This window comes from Streptomyces lydicus (genome assembly GCF_004125265.1).
GTDB classification, from domain to species: Bacteria; Actinomycetota; Actinomycetes; order Streptomycetales; family Streptomycetaceae; genus Streptomyces; species Streptomyces lydicus_C.
In genome coordinates, this window is the sequence record NZ_RDTE01000003.1 from 5,505,243 (window position 1) to 5,520,081 (window position 14,839).

General features: G+C 70.2%; 11 protein-coding genes. 3 read left to right on the plus strand and 8 right to left on the minus strand.

Annotation, left to right across the window (positions count from 1 at the left end; all coding sequences use genetic code 11):
* Positions 1 to 33: 33 nt before the first annotated feature.
* Complete coding sequence (locus D9V36_RS26770; RefSeq protein ID WP_129295999.1) at positions 34 to 1,203, minus strand: glycosyltransferase; 1,170 nt, start codon at positions 1,201 to 1,203, stop codon at positions 34 to 36.
* Complete coding sequence (locus D9V36_RS26775; RefSeq protein ID WP_206739855.1) at positions 1,203 to 4,049, minus strand: bifunctional glycosyltransferase/CDP-glycerol:glycerophosphate glycerophosphotransferase; 2,847 nt, start codon at positions 4,047 to 4,049, stop codon at positions 1,203 to 1,205. The genes D9V36_RS26770 and D9V36_RS26775 overlap by 1 nt, the downstream gene beginning before the upstream one ends.
* 694 nt (positions 4,050 to 4,743) lie before the next feature.
* On the opposite strand from D9V36_RS26775, the gene D9V36_RS26780 reads away from it, so the two are divergent.
* Positions 4,744 to 5,604 (plus strand): Bax inhibitor-1/YccA family protein, encoded by an 861-nt coding sequence (locus D9V36_RS26780; RefSeq protein WP_129296001.1) that lies wholly within the window; start codon positions 4,744 to 4,746, stop codon positions 5,602 to 5,604.
* 144 nt (positions 5,605 to 5,748) lie between these two features.
* On the opposite strand, the gene D9V36_RS26785 is transcribed toward D9V36_RS26780, so the two are convergent.
* Positions 5,749 to 5,976, minus strand: a complete 228-nt coding sequence (locus D9V36_RS26785; protein WP_030088455.1) for a DUF4287 domain-containing protein — start codon at positions 5,974 to 5,976, stop codon at positions 5,749 to 5,751.
* Positions 5,977 to 6,074: 98 nt separating this feature from the next.
* Here D9V36_RS26785 and D9V36_RS26790 point away from each other — a divergent pair, with 98 nt between their 5' ends.
* Positions 6,075 to 6,434 carry a hypothetical protein gene (locus D9V36_RS26790; RefSeq protein ID WP_129296002.1) on the plus strand — a complete coding sequence of 120 codons (360 nt, stop codon included), beginning with the start codon at positions 6,075 to 6,077 and terminating at the stop codon, positions 6,432 to 6,434.
* A 19-nt stretch (positions 6,435 to 6,453) separates the two neighbouring features.
* Here D9V36_RS26790 and D9V36_RS26795 read toward each other — a convergent pair whose 3' ends face one another.
* The 3 genes from D9V36_RS26795 to D9V36_RS26810 form a co-directional block, all read right to left on the minus strand.
* On the minus strand, positions 6,454 to 7,407 hold the full coding sequence (locus D9V36_RS26795) for a hypothetical protein (RefSeq protein ID WP_129296003.1): 954 nt from the start codon (positions 7,405 to 7,407) through the stop codon (positions 6,454 to 6,456).
* 796 nt (positions 7,408 to 8,203) lie between these two features.
* Positions 8,204 to 9,424 (minus strand): acetyl-CoA C-acetyltransferase, encoded by a 1,221-nt coding sequence (locus tag D9V36_RS26800; protein WP_129296004.1) that lies wholly within the window; start codon positions 9,422 to 9,424, stop codon positions 8,204 to 8,206.
* 417 nt (positions 9,425 to 9,841) lie between these two features.
* Positions 9,842 to 10,858, minus strand: coding sequence for an SGNH/GDSL hydrolase family protein (locus D9V36_RS26810; RefSeq protein ID WP_129296005.1), 1,017 nt, complete (start codon positions 10,856 to 10,858; stop codon positions 9,842 to 9,844).
* A gap of 197 nt (positions 10,859 to 11,055) precedes the next feature.
* On the opposite strand from D9V36_RS26810, the gene D9V36_RS26815 reads away from it, so the two are divergent.
* Entirely contained in the window at positions 11,056 to 12,444 is a 1,389-nt protein-coding gene (locus D9V36_RS26815) for a cystathionine beta-synthase (RefSeq protein WP_129296006.1), read from the plus strand.
* Between the two features lie 431 nt (positions 12,445 to 12,875).
* Here D9V36_RS26815 and D9V36_RS26820 read toward each other — a convergent pair whose 3' ends face one another.
* Together D9V36_RS26820 and D9V36_RS26825 are read right to left on the minus strand one after the other, a co-directional pair.
* The gene (locus D9V36_RS26820) at positions 12,876 to 13,289 is read right to left on the minus strand and encodes a hypothetical protein (protein WP_129296007.1); all 414 of its coding nucleotides are present in this window, start codon (positions 13,287 to 13,289) and stop codon (positions 12,876 to 12,878) included.
* A 40-nt stretch (positions 13,290 to 13,329) separates the two neighbouring features.
* Positions 13,330 to 14,787 carry a purine-cytosine permease family protein gene (locus tag D9V36_RS26825; RefSeq protein ID WP_129296008.1) on the minus strand — a complete coding sequence of 486 codons (1,458 nt, stop codon included), beginning with the start codon at positions 14,785 to 14,787 and terminating at the stop codon, positions 13,330 to 13,332.
* Positions 14,788 to 14,839 lie beyond the last annotated feature (52 nt).

Consider the following 14,839-nt stretch of genomic DNA (forward strand, 5'->3'; position numbering starts at 1 on the left):
CTCATGGGGTGTGGTGGTCCCGGCGCGCGGGCCTCAGCGCTCCACGAGCGCGAAGAGGCTCTCCCAGCGGCCGACGATCTCCTCCGTGGAGAAGCGCTGGATGTTCTCCCGGCCCGCCTCGCCCATGGTGTCGCGGAGGTCCTTGTCGGACATCAGGGTGTCGAGATGCCGGGCGAATTCGGTGATGTTGCCGGGGGGAGCGAGGAGGCCGTCCACACCGTCCGAGATGATCTCGTGGACCCCCGGTGCCACATCGAACGCCACACACGGCACGGCGGTCGCCATGGCCTCCATGGGGGCCAGCGGAAAGCCCTCGCCGCGTGAGCTGAGGGCGAAGACCGCGCTCTCCCGCAGGGCACCCGGCACATCGGACGTCCGGCCCATCCAGGCGACCGTGGCGGCGACCCCCAGGTCCGCGGCCTGCTTGCGCAGGGCCTCCTCTTCCTCGCCGGAGCCGTAGATCCGCAGCGTCCAGTCGGGGTGCTGCGGCGCGACCTTGGCCCAGGCCTCCAGCAGGAGGTCCACGCCCTTCTCCTCGTGGAGCCGGCCGATGCTGACCACACACTTGCGGCTGCGGTCCGAGGGGACCTCAGGGAAGAACGGCAGCGGGTTCGGCATGAAGCCGACGTTGTCCATCCGCTGCCGGATCCAGCGGTCGGCGTCCTCCCGGGTGAGCGTCAACATCCGGTCGACGTTCGCGTAAAACCGCTTGACCCGGTCGAAGCGCGACGACTTACGGCAGGTTTCGAAGGATTCATGGCTCATACCGATCACGCTCAGGCCCGCGGTGTCGGCCAGTGCCACCCACTCCATCGCCCACACCTGCGTGACGATCACCACGCCGCCCGGCTTGGCCGCCCGGAAGAGCGTGCTCATCTTGCGCGCCTGCTCCTGCATACCGGCCTCGCGGGCGGCGCGGCGGCGCTGCTCGACGAGGTTGAGCCGGCCCTTGAGGCCCCGCGGGGGGCGGACGGACGGCGGGTGCTCGGAGTAGAGCGTGGTGGTCTTGAACGGCAGGTCGTCGGCCAGCTCGTGGACCCGTCCCTCCGGGGGCGGCACGATGCCGACGAGGTGCACCCGGTGGCCCCGCTCACTGAACAGGCGCGCCATCTGGTGCGACCAACTGGTGACGCCACCCACCTCGTTGACGCTGTTGGAGACGAAGAAGATGTCCCGCGGCTCGGCTGCGTTCGACTCGGTCATCAACGGCTCCACTGCGCGAAAAACTGATCGACGATGCTCTGGGCGGCGTTGCCCTGGTCGTATTCACCGAACTTGGCGACGAATTCCCTGCGGCTCTCCGCGTATTCCGCGGACTGCGAGTCGAAGGCCTTGATCGCCTGGTGGAAATCGTCCTCGGTGCGGACCACCGGGCCCGGTGCGTGCTCCAGCAGATCGAAGTAGGTGCCACGGCCCTCGTGCACATACTCGTCGTAGTCGTAGGTGAAGAACACCAGCGGCCGGTCGAGCAGCGCATAGTCGAACATCACCGAGGAATAGTCGGTGATCAGCCCGTCGGCCAGCTCCAGCACCGGGGTCACATCGTGGTGCGCCGATACGTCGATGACCCGGCCCTGCACGGTCGGCGGCAGCACCACGTGATTGAGGTAGTGCGAACGCACCAGGAGGACATAGCGGTCGCCGAACCGGTCGGCGAAACGCTCCACGTCGAAGGGCAATTCGAAGCGCCCGTGCCGGCCGCCGGCCTTACGGAACGTCGGCGCGTAAAGCAGCACGGTCTTGTCGTCGGGAATGCCCAACGTGGCTGCCAGCGGCCCGCGTTCACGCACGCCCCGGTCCGCCTCCCGCTGCCGGGCGCGCACCAGCGCGTCATTGCGCGGGTACCCCGCCCGCAGCAGGGTCTTCTCCTGGAGCCGGAAAGCCTTCGCCAGGGTGTGCACATCGTGCTCGGAGCGGATCAGGAACCGGTCGAAGCGGTCCAGCGAACGCTGCTGCTCCGCCTGCTGCTGCCGGGTCTGCGCCTTCAGCGCCGGCTGGTCGAAGCCCATGTTCTTGAGCGCCGAGCCGTGCCAGGTCTGGAGGTAGGTGGTCTCCGGGCGCTTGGTGAGCTTGAGCGGGTAGCTCTGGTTGTCCACCCAGAACTCGGCCTGGGCCAGCGCCTTGAGGTAGGGCAGCGACCAGCGCTTGACGAGGGTGGCGTCCTTGGGGAAGCCCTTGGGGGTCCCCGCGTACGACCAGATCGCCTCGAACTCCAGGCCCTGCCGTCGCATCTCCTCGTAGAGCGCGCGCGGACTGTCGCTGTACTGCTTGCCCAGGTGGCTTTCGAAGACCACCGTGCGCTTCTTGACCGGCAGCCGGCTGAACACCTCGTGATAGGCGCGGATCTTGTTGTCGCCCGAGAGGACCTTGCCGCGCAGCGCCTTCGCCTTGCGGTAGCCGGTCTTGGCCAGCGTCCCCGGCTTGCCGTGCACCCCGCGGGTGATCAGTTCCTGTACGCGCTCGGCCTTCTGGCTCTCGCTGACCAGGCGGAATGCCAGATGTCCCTTGGCCGAGACATGCGGTTCGAGGTGGTCGGCGACCATCCGGGTCAGCCGCGGCCGCACCGGCAGCGTCCCGGAGAGCGCGGTGTCGGCGACGGTGAGCCGGGTCGTGGTGCGCACACCGTCCACGTCCAGGCGCAGCCGTACGTCCCAGATGGTGTCGACGATGCCCAGCGGGCGCAGCTTCGCGGTGAGGTCGGCGACGGCCGACCAGTGGATGGCGTCCCCCTCGTGGCGGAGCTCCTGCACCGGGAAGTGGAAGGACTGCAGGCTGCGCCGCCGGGCACTGAACTCCAGCTCGCCCTTGAGCCGCGCCCCGGGCGGGATGACGCCGAGCGGATTGGTGATCTCGCCGGTCAGCGAGACGGCCCGGCCGGATGCGCCGAAGCCGGTGAGCTGATTGCGCAGGAACAGCTGGTTGACCGGCTTCTCGTGGTAGCCGATGTCGGTCACGTCCAGCACACCGCGCCCGAACGCATCGTCGAAGTGGCCGCCGCACCAGTAGATCCGGCCGTCGTGCTCGGCGAGCGGTGAGGAGAGCTTGGTGCGGTTGATGAGCGTGTCGACCGCGGGGATCAGGTTGGCCCAGTCACCCTGCTGGAGCAGATACGCACAGATGGCCTGTATCGGCTGGACGTGCTCGTACGCCTCGGGGGCCACACCGGCGAGGTATTCCCGGGAGAGCTCGGCGAACTCCCGGCGGTAGGCCTCGTCCCGGAACGGCAGATCCCGCAGATGCAGCACCAGGTCGTGCTTGAGGAATTTGATGTCCTTGGCGAGCTTCATCTCGGTGAGACCGCGCTCCGCCAGCATGGCGTCGATCCGCTTGTGGACCTCCAGCCGGTGGACGTAATTCCTCATCTCGTGCCGGCGGTTTGTCACCGACTTCACGGCGCCCTGCGTGTAGACATTCCAGAAATAGACCTGATTGGGGATCAGGGTGATGCGTTCCGCGGTCAGGTAAGCCTCGGCGATAAAGAGCAGGTCCTCGTAGAACAATCCCTTGGCGAAGCGGAGATTGTGTGCCATGAGGAATTCGCGCCGGTAGCACTTGTTGGTGGAGAGGGTGTCCCACACGAACAGGTCCGGAAATTCCGTTACAGAATCGACGGTCCGGGTGGTGGAGTACAGCCAGGAATACCACTCGTCCCGCTTCTGGTTACGGGTGTCCACATGCATGCGTACGCACTGGCCGGAAACGATATCGGAGCCGTTTTTCTCGGCGGCCTCCAGCATATTCCGGCACGCATTGGGCTCCAGGACGTCATCGCTGTCCAGGAACATGACGTAGCGGCCCCGGGTGTGCTGGATGCCGGCGTTGCGCGGCTCGCCGCACCCGCCGCTGTTCTCCGGCAGCTGGAAGGCTCTGGCCCGCCCTGGATGATCGGCGGCGAGCCGCTGCGCCACTTCGAAAGAACGGTCGGTGCTGCAGTCGTCGACGATCACCACCTCGACGTCCCGGAGCGTTTGATCCAGCACGGACTGAACCGCGGTCGGCAACCGGTCGGCGTCGTTGTAGACGATGACGACTACTGAGACGTCAGGCACAGGCACCTCAACCCTCTTTCGCTACTGTTTCCCGCCAGAATAGCCCTATCTGTACCCACGGATTACAACCGATCGCGTCCATAGTGCTACGGACGGTGAGTCGCGGGAGAGTGACGAGGGGTACTCCGGCGTTCGGATCTTGACCATGCGTCAGCCCTGCGGATCCCCCCGCCGGGGCAGGATCCGGCCGCCAGGGAAGACGGATCCCCCCGTGAATCGGTTGCCTGCCGTGTCAGGTGAGGTCCGTTGCGATCAGACATTTATCGGATTCCGTGCGAAGTGGTCCGGGGAAGGAGTCCCCGGGGTGGGCGGACGGAAATGGCAGTTCGAGCACGGCGGGCCTCCCGTGACGACAACGGACGGCAACAAGAAGGCGGCAAGAGAGCGACAAGAGCACGGCAAGAACACAGCAACAACACGGCAAGAGATCGAATATCCGGAATGACGGGGACGGACAGACGCGACGGTGTAGCGCCAGGGCCGCCCGGCCGGCCGTGTGCCGCATGTCCGGGGCCGCTCCGGGCGCCTCTCCGGGCCCGCTGCGGGCACCTCTGTGTCCTCTCGCACGTCCTCCTCGCGGAGGAGGTGTCCGGGCGGGTTCGGGGAAAGATCCTGCTCAAGAACTAGCGACGCCCCTTTGCCAAGCCATTACGCTTGCCGTCGAGGCCGCGCACGGCGGCCATGGAGGAGTGAGATGAGGAGCAGCAACCCGGTCTTCTCGCGACGGGGGTTCAGCCGCGCCACCGGCTACGCGGGCTTCAACGCACCGCCGCAGGCCGGGGCCGCCGCGAACCCGTACGCCGGAGCCAACCCCTACGCGCAGGGCGGCAACCCCTACGCCCAGGACCAGCAGCAGGTAACCCAGGCACCGCCGCAGTACAGCCCGCAGACCCGCCCGATGACGATGGACGACGTCGTCATGCGCACGGGCATGACGCTCGGCACGCTCATCGTGGGCGCCACCGCCGGCTGGCTCTTCCTGACCGGGAGCCTCGGCTTCGCGTTCGGCGCCGGCCTGGTCGCGATGGTGCTGGGCGTCATCCAGTCCTTCAAGCGCACGCCGTCGCCCGCGCTGATCCTCGGGTACGCGGGGCTGGAAGGCCTCTTCCTCGGGGCGCTCAGCGGCTTCATCAACGACGTGCCGAAGCTGCACGGCGCCCCCATGCAGGCGGTGCTGGGCACGATGGCGGTGTTCGTCGCCATGCTGGTCGCCTACAAGACGCGGATCGTCCGGGTCACCGCCCGGTTCACCCGCTTCGTGATCATCGCGGGCCTCGGCTTCTTCCTGCTGTCGATGGTCAACGTCCTGTTCATGGTGTTCAGCGGGGGCGACGGCCTCGGCTTCCGCAGCGGCGGCCTGGGCATCGTCTTCGGCATCGTGGGCGTGGTCCTCGGCGCGCTCTTCCTGGCGCTGGACTTCAAGCAGGTCGAGGACGGTGTCGCCTACGGTGCGCCGCGTGAGGAGTCCTGGCTGGCGGCGTTCGGTCTGACCACGACCCTGGTGTGGATCTATGTGGAGATGCTCCGGCTGATCTCCATCCTCCGGGGCGACTGACTCCGCACGGCGCCGGGCGCGCAAGGCGCCACAGCGCCGTACACGCCGTGCGAAGGGCCCGTGGGCATGATGCCCGCGGGCCCTTCGGCGTGGTGGACGAGGAGTGTCCCGAGCCGGACCGGGGCCGGGCCCCGTCACCGTGGATCAGAATTTGCGCGCGGCGCGCCTGAGGTCGTGTTCATGGACAATTGCCTTGGCATGGCCGTAGGCGAGATTGTGCTCGCCACGCAGCCAGCTGACCTTTTCGTCGAAGCGGAAGAGAGCGGGGCCTTCCTCAACGGTGCGGAGCCAGTCGGAGATTTCCCGGCCGGTGCAGTGCGGGATACGGGAGAGCATGTTCCGGTGGGTCTCTTCTGAGAAGAGCTGAGACATCGGCGCCTCCGGACGCGGTCGATGCTGGTTCTTCAGCCCACCGTGCCTGAGCGTTCGGGCGTTGGCAACCACCCCGGGGTGGCGCATAGGCTCACGGCGTGCTTGACGTGACCCCCTTGCAGACCGCCGTGGACGCCCTCGCCGACCGGCTCCGCTCGCTGCCGCAGAGCAGGCTCCACCAGGGCGCCGCGACCGAAGGCCTGGCGCTGGCACGGCAGTTGGCGACCCGCGCGCAGCTGATCGAGCGACCGGGGGAGCCCCCGCGGGAGCTGCCGGACGCCGGAGTGTTCGCGGCCGGCGACCAGCTGGCGGTGGCCGGCCACGATCTTGTCGAGGCGCTGCGCGCCGCGGCGGTGCGGACGGCCGGCGCAGCGGGGGATTCTGACGCGAAAAGGGCCCCCGCCGACGAACTGGCGGAGGCCGTGCGATGTGTCCGGGCGGCGGCGGAACGCTGCTGACGCGGACCGCCGCGCCGGGTCAGAGCGAGGCGATGACGCGGTCGGCGAGGATGTAGACGCTCTCCTCGCGGCTCTCGCCCCAGGAGAAGGTCAGCGCGTACGCGCCGGAGATGCCGGAGCCGCCCAGCAGCACGGGGGTGTGCCCCGCGTGCAGTGCGCCGGCCACGCGCTCCGCGGTCTCGCGCTGCCCGGGGGTCAGGCAGAGCGTGGTGCCGTCGGTGAAGACATAGACGTCCAGGGTGCCCAGCGGGCCGGGGCGGACGTCCGCGAGCGGGGTCGCCAGCTGCGCCAGTTCCTCCAGGCGCGCGACGGTGCGCTCGTGATCACTGATCACCGGGGACGGGGAGAAGTCGGGGTGCGAGGGGTGGCGCCGGCGCGCGGCGGCCAGCTCGGCTGACTCGGTCTCCTCGACGGGCTCCAACTCCGGCGCGTCCAGGGCGTCCATGGACTCCAGCGCGTCCATCGCCTCCAGGGCGTCCGGGCCCAGCAGCGGCTCCAGTCCGGCCAGGTCCGCCTGGCGGGGGAGGAACGGCTGGGGGTCGAACCGGTCGGCATCCTGGTGGTCGGGCAGCTCGCGCGGGTCGGTGCGGCCGTCGAGGAGTTCGTCGCCGAGGCCGGCGAGACCGCCCAGCAGCGACGGGGCGTCGGCGGCGTCCCTGGCCTCCTGCGCGGCCCAGAAGGCGCGGGCCTCGGCCAGTTCGCGTTCCCGCTCCTCGGCCAGGGCGTCGGCGACGGCGGCACGTATGTCGGCGAGCGGGGTCTCGGCGGCCGGGGTGGCGCGGGCGGCCGGGATGGCCGCCGCGGCCGGGTGCGCCGCCGCGGTGCTCGCGGCGGCGTCCTGCCGGGCCGCGCTGAGCTCGGCGTGCAGCTCGGCGAGCTGCCGGCGCAGGGCGCGGGCGGTGTGCAGGGCGGCGGCGCCCAGCGCCACGGCGACGGCCGCGGCCAGCAGCAGGACGAGGGTGGTGACGCTCATGCCGAAACCTCTCTTCGTTCGGTCCCGCACGGGCGAGACGCGCACCCCTGGGTGATGCGCCCCCGGCCGGTGGCCGAGGGGATCCCCGGGTGACGCTCGCTCATGCGTCCTCCCCACTTCGCTCGGCGGCCCTCACCTCATCGCACGGGCCGCGCATCGGTACGTGGACTTGCTCCGGCCTTCGGCCGGAGTGACCCCCTTGATGCGCTCGCTCACGGGATCACTCCTGGTAGCGCCTCACTCACCGGCGTACTCCCGTTAGCAGAATGTTCTCCGACTTCCTACATCAGGCTGCCGGTGGTCGGCGACCGCTCCGGGTGCGCTATATCCCGAAAAGGAGGGGAGCCGGGGGCCCGTTCGGCCGGGCGAACCCCTGTTGACCTGCAAGAACGCCTCTCCCCCAGGGCGTTGGTCACAATCCTGGGGGAGATTGGGTCGCGATCTCGTTAACGAGTGGCGCAGGTCACGCCATGTCGCCGCCCGTATCCGGACGACAGCGATGGGTGTGCGCCGGGCGGTAGTTGGTCCGTTTTGCCGCGCTCCCTTGTGAACGGCGCGGGCGAGGGCGCATGCGCTCGCGCACGGGGCCGGCGGCCACTCTCCGCTACGGGGGGCCGGTGGTGCGTGCTGCGACCCGGCTCAGCCGCGGGTGTTGGTGGTGGCGCTGAGCTTCGCTTCCGCTGAGGGTAGGGGCCGGGTGCGAGGAACCAGTACCCGGCCCTCCCCCAGCTACCGCTGGGAGGTGCCCCCAACCCTCAGCTACCGCTGGGAGGTGCCCCCAACCCTCCGCTGCAGCTCAGCTCAGCCGCTCGATCACCATCGCCATGCCCTGGCCGCCGCCCACGCACATCGTCTCCAGGCCGAACTGCTTGTCGTGCCACTGGAGGGAGTTGATGAGGGTGGTGGTGATCCGGGCGCCGGTCATGCCGAAGGGGTGGCCGACGGCGATCGCGCCGCCGTTGACGTTCAGGCGGTCCAGGTCGATGCCCAAGTCGCGGTAGGACGGGATCACCTGGGCGGCGAACGCCTCGTTGATCTCGACCAGGTCGATGTCGGAGACCGAGAGGCCGGCCCGCCGCAGTGCCTGCTTGCTGGCCTCGACCGGGCCGTAACCCATGATCTCGGGGGACAGGCCCGAGACGCCGGTGGAGACGATCCGGGCCAGCGGGGTCAGGCCCAGCTCGCGCGCCTTGGTGTCGGACATGATGACCAGCGCCGCGGCACCGTCGTTCAGCGGGCAGCAGTTGCCGGCGGTCACCAGGCCGTCGGGGCGGAAGACCGGCTTGAGGCCGGAGACGCCCTCGACGGTGACGCCGGCGCGGGGGCCGTCGTCCTTGCTGACGACCGTGCCGTCGGGCAGCGTGACCGGGGTGATCTCCCGCTCCCAGAAACCGTCGTTGATCGCCTTCTCGGCGAGGTTCTGGGAGCGGACGCCGAACTCGTCCATGTCCTGGCGGGTGACGCCCTTGAGGCGGGCCAGGTTCTCCGCGGTCTGGCCCATCGCGATGTACGCGTCCGGGATCAGGCCGTCCTCACGCGGGTCGTGCCAGTCGGCGCCCTCCTGCTCGGCGCGCCCCGCGGTACGGGCCTCGGCGTCGGCGAAGAGCGGGTTGTGGGTGTCCGGCAGGCCGTCGGAGCTGCCCTTGACGCTGCGCGAGACGGTCTCGACACCGGCCGAGATGAAGACGTCGCCCTCGCCGGCCTTGATGGCGTGCAGCGCCATGCGGGTCGTCTGGAGCGAGGAGGAACAGTAACGGGTGATGGTGCAGCCCGGGAGGTGGTCCATCCCCATCTGGACGGCCACGATGCGGCCGAGGTTGTGGCCCTGCTCGCCGCCGGGCAGACCGCAGCCGAGCATCAGGTCGTCGATGTCCTTGGGGTCCAGCTCGGGGACCTTGGCGAGGGCGGTCTCGATGATCTTCGCGGTCAGGTCGTCCGGCCGCAGATCCTTGAGCGAACCCTTGAAGGCGCGGCCGATCGGGGAGCGGGCGGCTGAGACGATCACGGCTTCGGGCATCACACGGCTCCAAGTGCGCGGGAAATGGGCGGACTGTGAGGGAAGTTACCTGCACGTAGTGCTGAGGTCACGGGGTCCGCGCTGTGATGCGGGCCTCTTTTCTAAGCGGGCGCTTATAGGAACGGGGAGGGGCCGCGGGGTATTCCCCCGCGGCCCCTGGCTGGAGGCGTTCCCCTGGCCAACCGCCGACCGCCGACCGCCGACCGCCGACCGCCGACCGCCGACCGCCGACCGCCGACCGCCGACCGCCGACCGCCGACCGCCGACCGCCGACCGCCGACCGCCGACCGCCGACCGCCGACCGCCGACCGCCGACCGCCGACCGCCGACCGCCGACCGCCGACCGCCGACCGCCGACCGCCGACCGCCGACCGCCGACCGCCGACCGCCGACCGGGGTGTGCCGGGCGGCCGCCCGTTACGGGGTGACCGAGGACGGGTCCGTCGGCTCCGGCGTCGGCAGCTGGCGGCGCCTGCGGTGCTTGAGCAGCGCCCAGGGCGCACGGCGGGAGGCGGTGACCTCCGTGCCGCCCTCGGAGGCCGCCTCAGCGGCCGCCTGCTCGACCGGCAGCAGACCCTCGCCGCGTGCGGGCTCCGGCTGCTCCTTCTCCGGCCACAGGCCGAGCGAGGCGCACAGCGTCGGCAGCACGGCCATCGCGGCGGTGGCGTAGCCCTCGGCCGACGGGTGGTAGTTGTCCGGGCCGAACAGCTCCCGTGGACGCGCCTCGAATTCGGGGCCGAGCAGATCGCCGAGCGAGACCGTACGGCCGCCGCTCTCGACCACCCCGATGGTCTGCGCGGCGGCGAGCTGCCGGGAGAGCCGCCGGGCCACCCAGCGCAGCGGCTGGTAGACCGGCTCGATGGTGCCCAGGTCCGGGCAGGTGCCGACGACCACCTCGCAGCCCGCCGCACGCAGCGCGCGCACCGCCTCACAGAGGTGGCGGACGGACTGTGCGGGCGGCATCCGGTGGGTGACGTCGTTCGCGCCGATCATGATGACGCAGACGTCCGGGGGCTCGGTGCCGTCCGCCAGCATCAGCTCCACCTGGCGCGCCAGGTCGTCCGACTGCGCGCCGGGCAGCGCCACATTGCGGAAGTCGACGGGCAGCTCGGAGAGCGCGGCCAGGCCGGAGGCGAGCAGCGCGCCGGGAGTCTGGCGGGCGCGGTGGACGCCCTGGCCCGCGGCGGTGGAGTCGCCGAGGAAGCCGAGCCGCAGCGGCGGGCGGTCGGTGAGGTGGTCGAAGGCGGCGCCGTACCGGCCGTCGGCACACGGCGGAATGTCGCTGGAGCCGCCGACCGTACGGCGCGCCAGCCGGACCTCGGTGAGCAGCACCCCGACGGTGGCCACCCCGAGCAGGCCGATCCCGCCGCCGCCGAAAGCGGCGGCGGTCGCGATCCGCCGGGCCACTCTGGCCCTGGACATCGTCATCGGCATGGGCCGGGCACCTCCCCGCGCAGTGCGGGCGCGCCCTGGCCGCGAGGGCCGGACGCGCTCTTGAATCGGCAAGAACTCCTACAACAGGGTGTTGCCCGTTCCTGCACGGAACGCAACGCATCCTTCCTCTAACGGACCCGGGCAATAGGCTGGCCGCACGGGCGCAGGAGAGCGTGCCCCTGACCGCGGAGACCACCGTGCAGTTTTACGATTCGATGATTGAGCTGGTCGGCAACACCCCGCTCGTGCGGCTCAACAACGTCACTCGAGGGATCCAGGCCACCGTCCTGGCGAAGGTCGAGTACTTCAACCCCGGCGGGTCGGTCAAGGACCGGATCGCCGTGCGGATGATCGAGGCCGCCGAGCAGTCGGGTGAGCTGCAGCCCGGCGGCACCATCGTCGAGCCGACATCCGGCAACACCGGTGTGGGCCTGGCGATCGTCGCCCAGCAAAAGGGTTACAAGTGCATCTTCGTCTGCCCGGACAAGGTGTCCACGGACAAGATCAATGTGCTGCGTGCCTACGGTGCCGAGGTGGTGGTCTGCCCGACCGCCGTCGACCCCGAGCACCCGGACTCGTACTACAACGTCTCGGACCGGCTGGTGCGCGAGACGCCCGGCGCCTGGAAGCCGGACCAGTACAGCAACCCGAACAACCCGCGCTCCCACTACGAGAGCACCGGTCCCGAGCTGTGGGAGCAGACCGGGGGGCGGATCACCCACTTCGTGGCGGGTGTCGGCACCGGCGGCACGATCAGCGGCACCGGCCGCTATCTGAAGGACGCCAGTGACGGCAAGGTCAAGGTGATCGGCGCCGACCCGGAGGGCTCCGTCTACAGCGGCGGCTCCGGGCGCCCGTATCTGATCGAGGGCGTCGGCGAGGACTTCTGGCCGACCGCCTACGACCGCACCGTCGCGGACGAGATCGTGGCGGTCTCGGACAAGGACGCCTTCCAGATGACCCGGCGGCTCGCCAAGGAGGAGGGCCTGCTGGTCGGCGGCTCCTGCGGGATGGCCGTGGTGGGTGCGCTGGAGGTCGCCGCCAAGCTCGGGCCGGACGACGTGGTGGTCGTGCTGCTGCCGGACAGCGGCCGTGGCTACCTCTCCAAGATCTTCAACGACGAGTGGATGGCCGACTACGGCTTCCTGGAGGAGGGCGGCGCCGCGGCCCGGGTCGGCGAGGTGCTGCAGTACAAGGAGGGCGCGCTGCCCTCGCTGGTGCACATGCACCCGGAGGAGACCGTCGGCGAGGCGATCGAGGTGCTGCGCGAGTACGGCGTCTCGCAGATGCCGATCGTCAAGCCGGGCGCCGGGCACCCGGACGTGATGGCCGCCGAGGTCGTCGGCTCGGTCGTCGAGCGCGAACTGCTCGATGCGCTGTTCACCCAGCGTGCCTCGCTGACCGACCCGCTGGAGAAGCACATGTGCCCGCCGCTGCCGCAGGTCGGCTCCGGCGAGCCGGTCGCCGATCTGATGGCGGTCCTGGAGAACGCGGACGCCGCGATCGTCCTCGTCGAGGGCAAGCCGAAGGGCGTGGTGAGCCGGCAGGACCTGCTGGCCTATCTGGCGCGCGAGGCCGGCAAGTAGCAGGGGGACCCGGCGGCCGGGGTGTGGGGCGGTGACCGTCCCGCGCCCCGGCCGGCGTCCGTTTCGCACCTGTCACACCGTCAAGCGGACGTCAGGAAACGGGACGTCGCCGCAAGGTGTACGTATGCGTCATGTGCTCGCAGCACGGGCTTAACACGCGTCGGGCAGATTGAGGTCACGGCGACAAGGACCTCCGGAGCGGCTCCCGGACCTCCACCGTCGCCACCGGATGCGACGACCGGCTTCACCCGGAACGCGTCCCGTGCGGGGACCGCCGTCGTCCCGCCCCCGGCAGCGCCGGGGTGCGGTGGTCCCCGCACCATCCGGCTCCCGCCGAAGACTTCGAGCTCTGCGGTCTCCTCTGTGGTTTCTTCTGTGGTCTTCGGACGGCTGTGGCTTCAGGCACGTGCGGTCTTCAGCCCCCGAGGTCTTCAGCCCCCCGCGCCGTCGCGGCGGTCCGTGCGGGAGCGCACCAGCCGGTGCAGGCCACCGCCCTGTACGGCGTTGACGCCGACGATCCCGGCCCAGCACAGCAGCAGTCCCGTCTCCCCGGCCTGACTCGCGGCGATCGCGGACAGCGGCACGGCCAGCACCAGCGAGAGCACGGCGAGCCCGAACCGCTCCCAGGAGACCGGGCTGCCGCCCCCGGGACGCGGCGGCCGGACGCCGCGGGCCACCTGGACCTGCTGCTCGGCGAGTTGCCGCCGCACTCGCTGGTCGACGCTCCGCTCCAGCTTCTCCAGGAAGGACTCCAGGAGCTCGGACTCGTACTCCGGCCCCAGTTCCTTGCGCGTCTGGAGGGTCGCGTCGAGTTCCTTGCGCAGCTCGGGGTCATGGTTCGCCATGCCGCGAGAATACGGACGCCGGGCGGGTGGCGCGGTAGGGCTAGCCCCCCGATCCGGCCGGATTCCGGTCCTCCTGGGGTGCTGTCGGTGCTGTCGGTGCTGTCGGTGCAGTCGGCGCTGCTGTGGCTGCTGTGGCTGCCGTGCGGGCGGTGTCGCGGCGGGCGGTCAGCCAGTACAGGACGGCGGGTACGGCGAGCCCGACGAGCCAGGAGATATCGGCGCCGCCGAGCGGTGCCACCAGCGGGCCGGTGTAGAAGTGCGTGGCGAGGAACGGGAGCTGGGCGAGCGCCCCGAGGACATAGACCGCCAGCGCCGGTACGTTCCAGGCGCCGTAGCGTCCTGCCGTGTCGCTCAGCGCCGGGATGTCGTAGCGCTCCTTGGAGATCAGGTAGTAGTCGACGAGGTTCACCGCGGACCAGGGCGTGAAGAAGGTCAGCAGGAAGAGCAGGAAGTCCTTGAAGGACGTCAGGAACGAGTCCTTGCCCAGGAGGGCGACGGTGGTGCCGGCCACCATGATCCCGGCGATGTAGGCGGAGCGGGCGCGCGGGGTGAGGGTCCGCTGCCCGCGGAAGCCGCTGACGCTGGTGACCAGCGACATGAACCCGCCATAGGTGTTGAGGATGTTGATGGTGAGTTTGCCGAGGGCGATGACGAAGTAGAGGAGCGAGGCGATCAGGCCCGCGCCGCCCAGGCCGACGATGTAGCTGACCTCGTGGCCCACGAAGGCCGCGGGTGCCGCGGCGGCCGCGAGGGCGCCGAAGGTCATCGACCACTGCGAGCCGAGCACGGAGCCGGACAGCGTCCACCAGAACGTGGCGCGTGCCGAGGTGTGCCGCGGCAGGTAGCGCGAGTAGTCCGCGACGTACGGGCCGAACGCCAGTTGCCAGGAGGCCGAGAGGGAGACGGCGAGCAGGAAGACCGGCAGCGCGAAGCGGTGGTCGGCGAGGAGCGTGCCGAGGTCGGTGCGCTGCAGCAGCCGGATGCCGAGGTAGACGAAGGCCAGTGCGCAGACCAGGCCGGCGATCTTGCCGAGGGTGTGGATCAGGCGGTAGCCGACGGCCGCGGCAACGGCGGTGACCGCGGCGAACAGGACGATCCCGGGAGTCTCGCCGAGGTGCGTCAGCTCGCCGACCGCCTGCCCGGCCAGCACGCTGCCGCTGGCGAAGAACCCGATGTACATCACGATGACCAGCGCCAGCGGGACCACCGCGCCGCGCACCCCGAACTGGGCCCGCGAGGTGATCATCTGCGGCAGTCCGAGCCGTGGCCCCTGGGCGGAATGCAGCGCCATCACCGCACCGCCCAGGAGATTGCCGAGCAGCAGCCCGATCAGCGACCAGAAGGCGTTCGCCCCGAAGACGACGGCCAGCGCGCCGGTGATGACGGCGGTGATCTGGAGGTTGGCGCCCAGCCAGAGCGTGAACTGGCTGACCGCGCTGCCGTGCCGTTCCTCGTCGGGGACGACGTCGATGGAGCGCCGTTCGACCACACCTGCCATGAGTCCGCCTTGCGTCGCCGCCTGTATGGATTCATGCAGGATCGATGGCGGT

What these genes read in the sequence shown, in the direction of transcription:
- D9V36_RS26800 (WP_129296004.1), bottom strand. Translation starts at nt 9,424, where the DNA reads ATGCCCGAAGCCGTGATCGTCTCAGCCGCCCGCTCCCCGATCGGCCGC.
- D9V36_RS26770 (WP_129295999.1), bottom strand. Translation starts at nt 1,203, where the DNA reads ATGACCGAGTCGAACGCAGCCGAGCCGCGGGACATCTTCTTCGTCTCC.
- D9V36_RS26780 (WP_129296001.1), top strand. Translation starts at nt 4,744, where the DNA reads ATGAGGAGCAGCAACCCGGTCTTCTCGCGACGGGGGTTCAGCCGCGCC.
- D9V36_RS26820 (WP_129296007.1), bottom strand. Translation starts at nt 13,289, where the DNA reads ATGGCGAACCATGACCCCGAGCTGCGCAAGGAACTCGACGCGACCCTC.
- D9V36_RS26795 (WP_129296003.1), bottom strand. Translation starts at nt 7,407, where the DNA reads ATGAGCGTCACCACCCTCGTCCTGCTGCTGGCCGCGGCCGTCGCCGTG.
- D9V36_RS26810 (WP_129296005.1), bottom strand. Translation starts at nt 10,858, where the DNA reads ATGCCGATGACGATGTCCAGGGCCAGAGTGGCCCGGCGGATCGCGACC.
- D9V36_RS26825 (WP_129296008.1), bottom strand. Translation starts at nt 14,787, where the DNA reads ATGGCAGGTGTGGTCGAACGGCGCTCCATCGACGTCGTCCCCGACGAG.
- D9V36_RS26785 (WP_030088455.1), bottom strand. Translation starts at nt 5,976, where the DNA reads ATGTCTCAGCTCTTCTCAGAAGAGACCCACCGGAACATGCTCTCCCGT.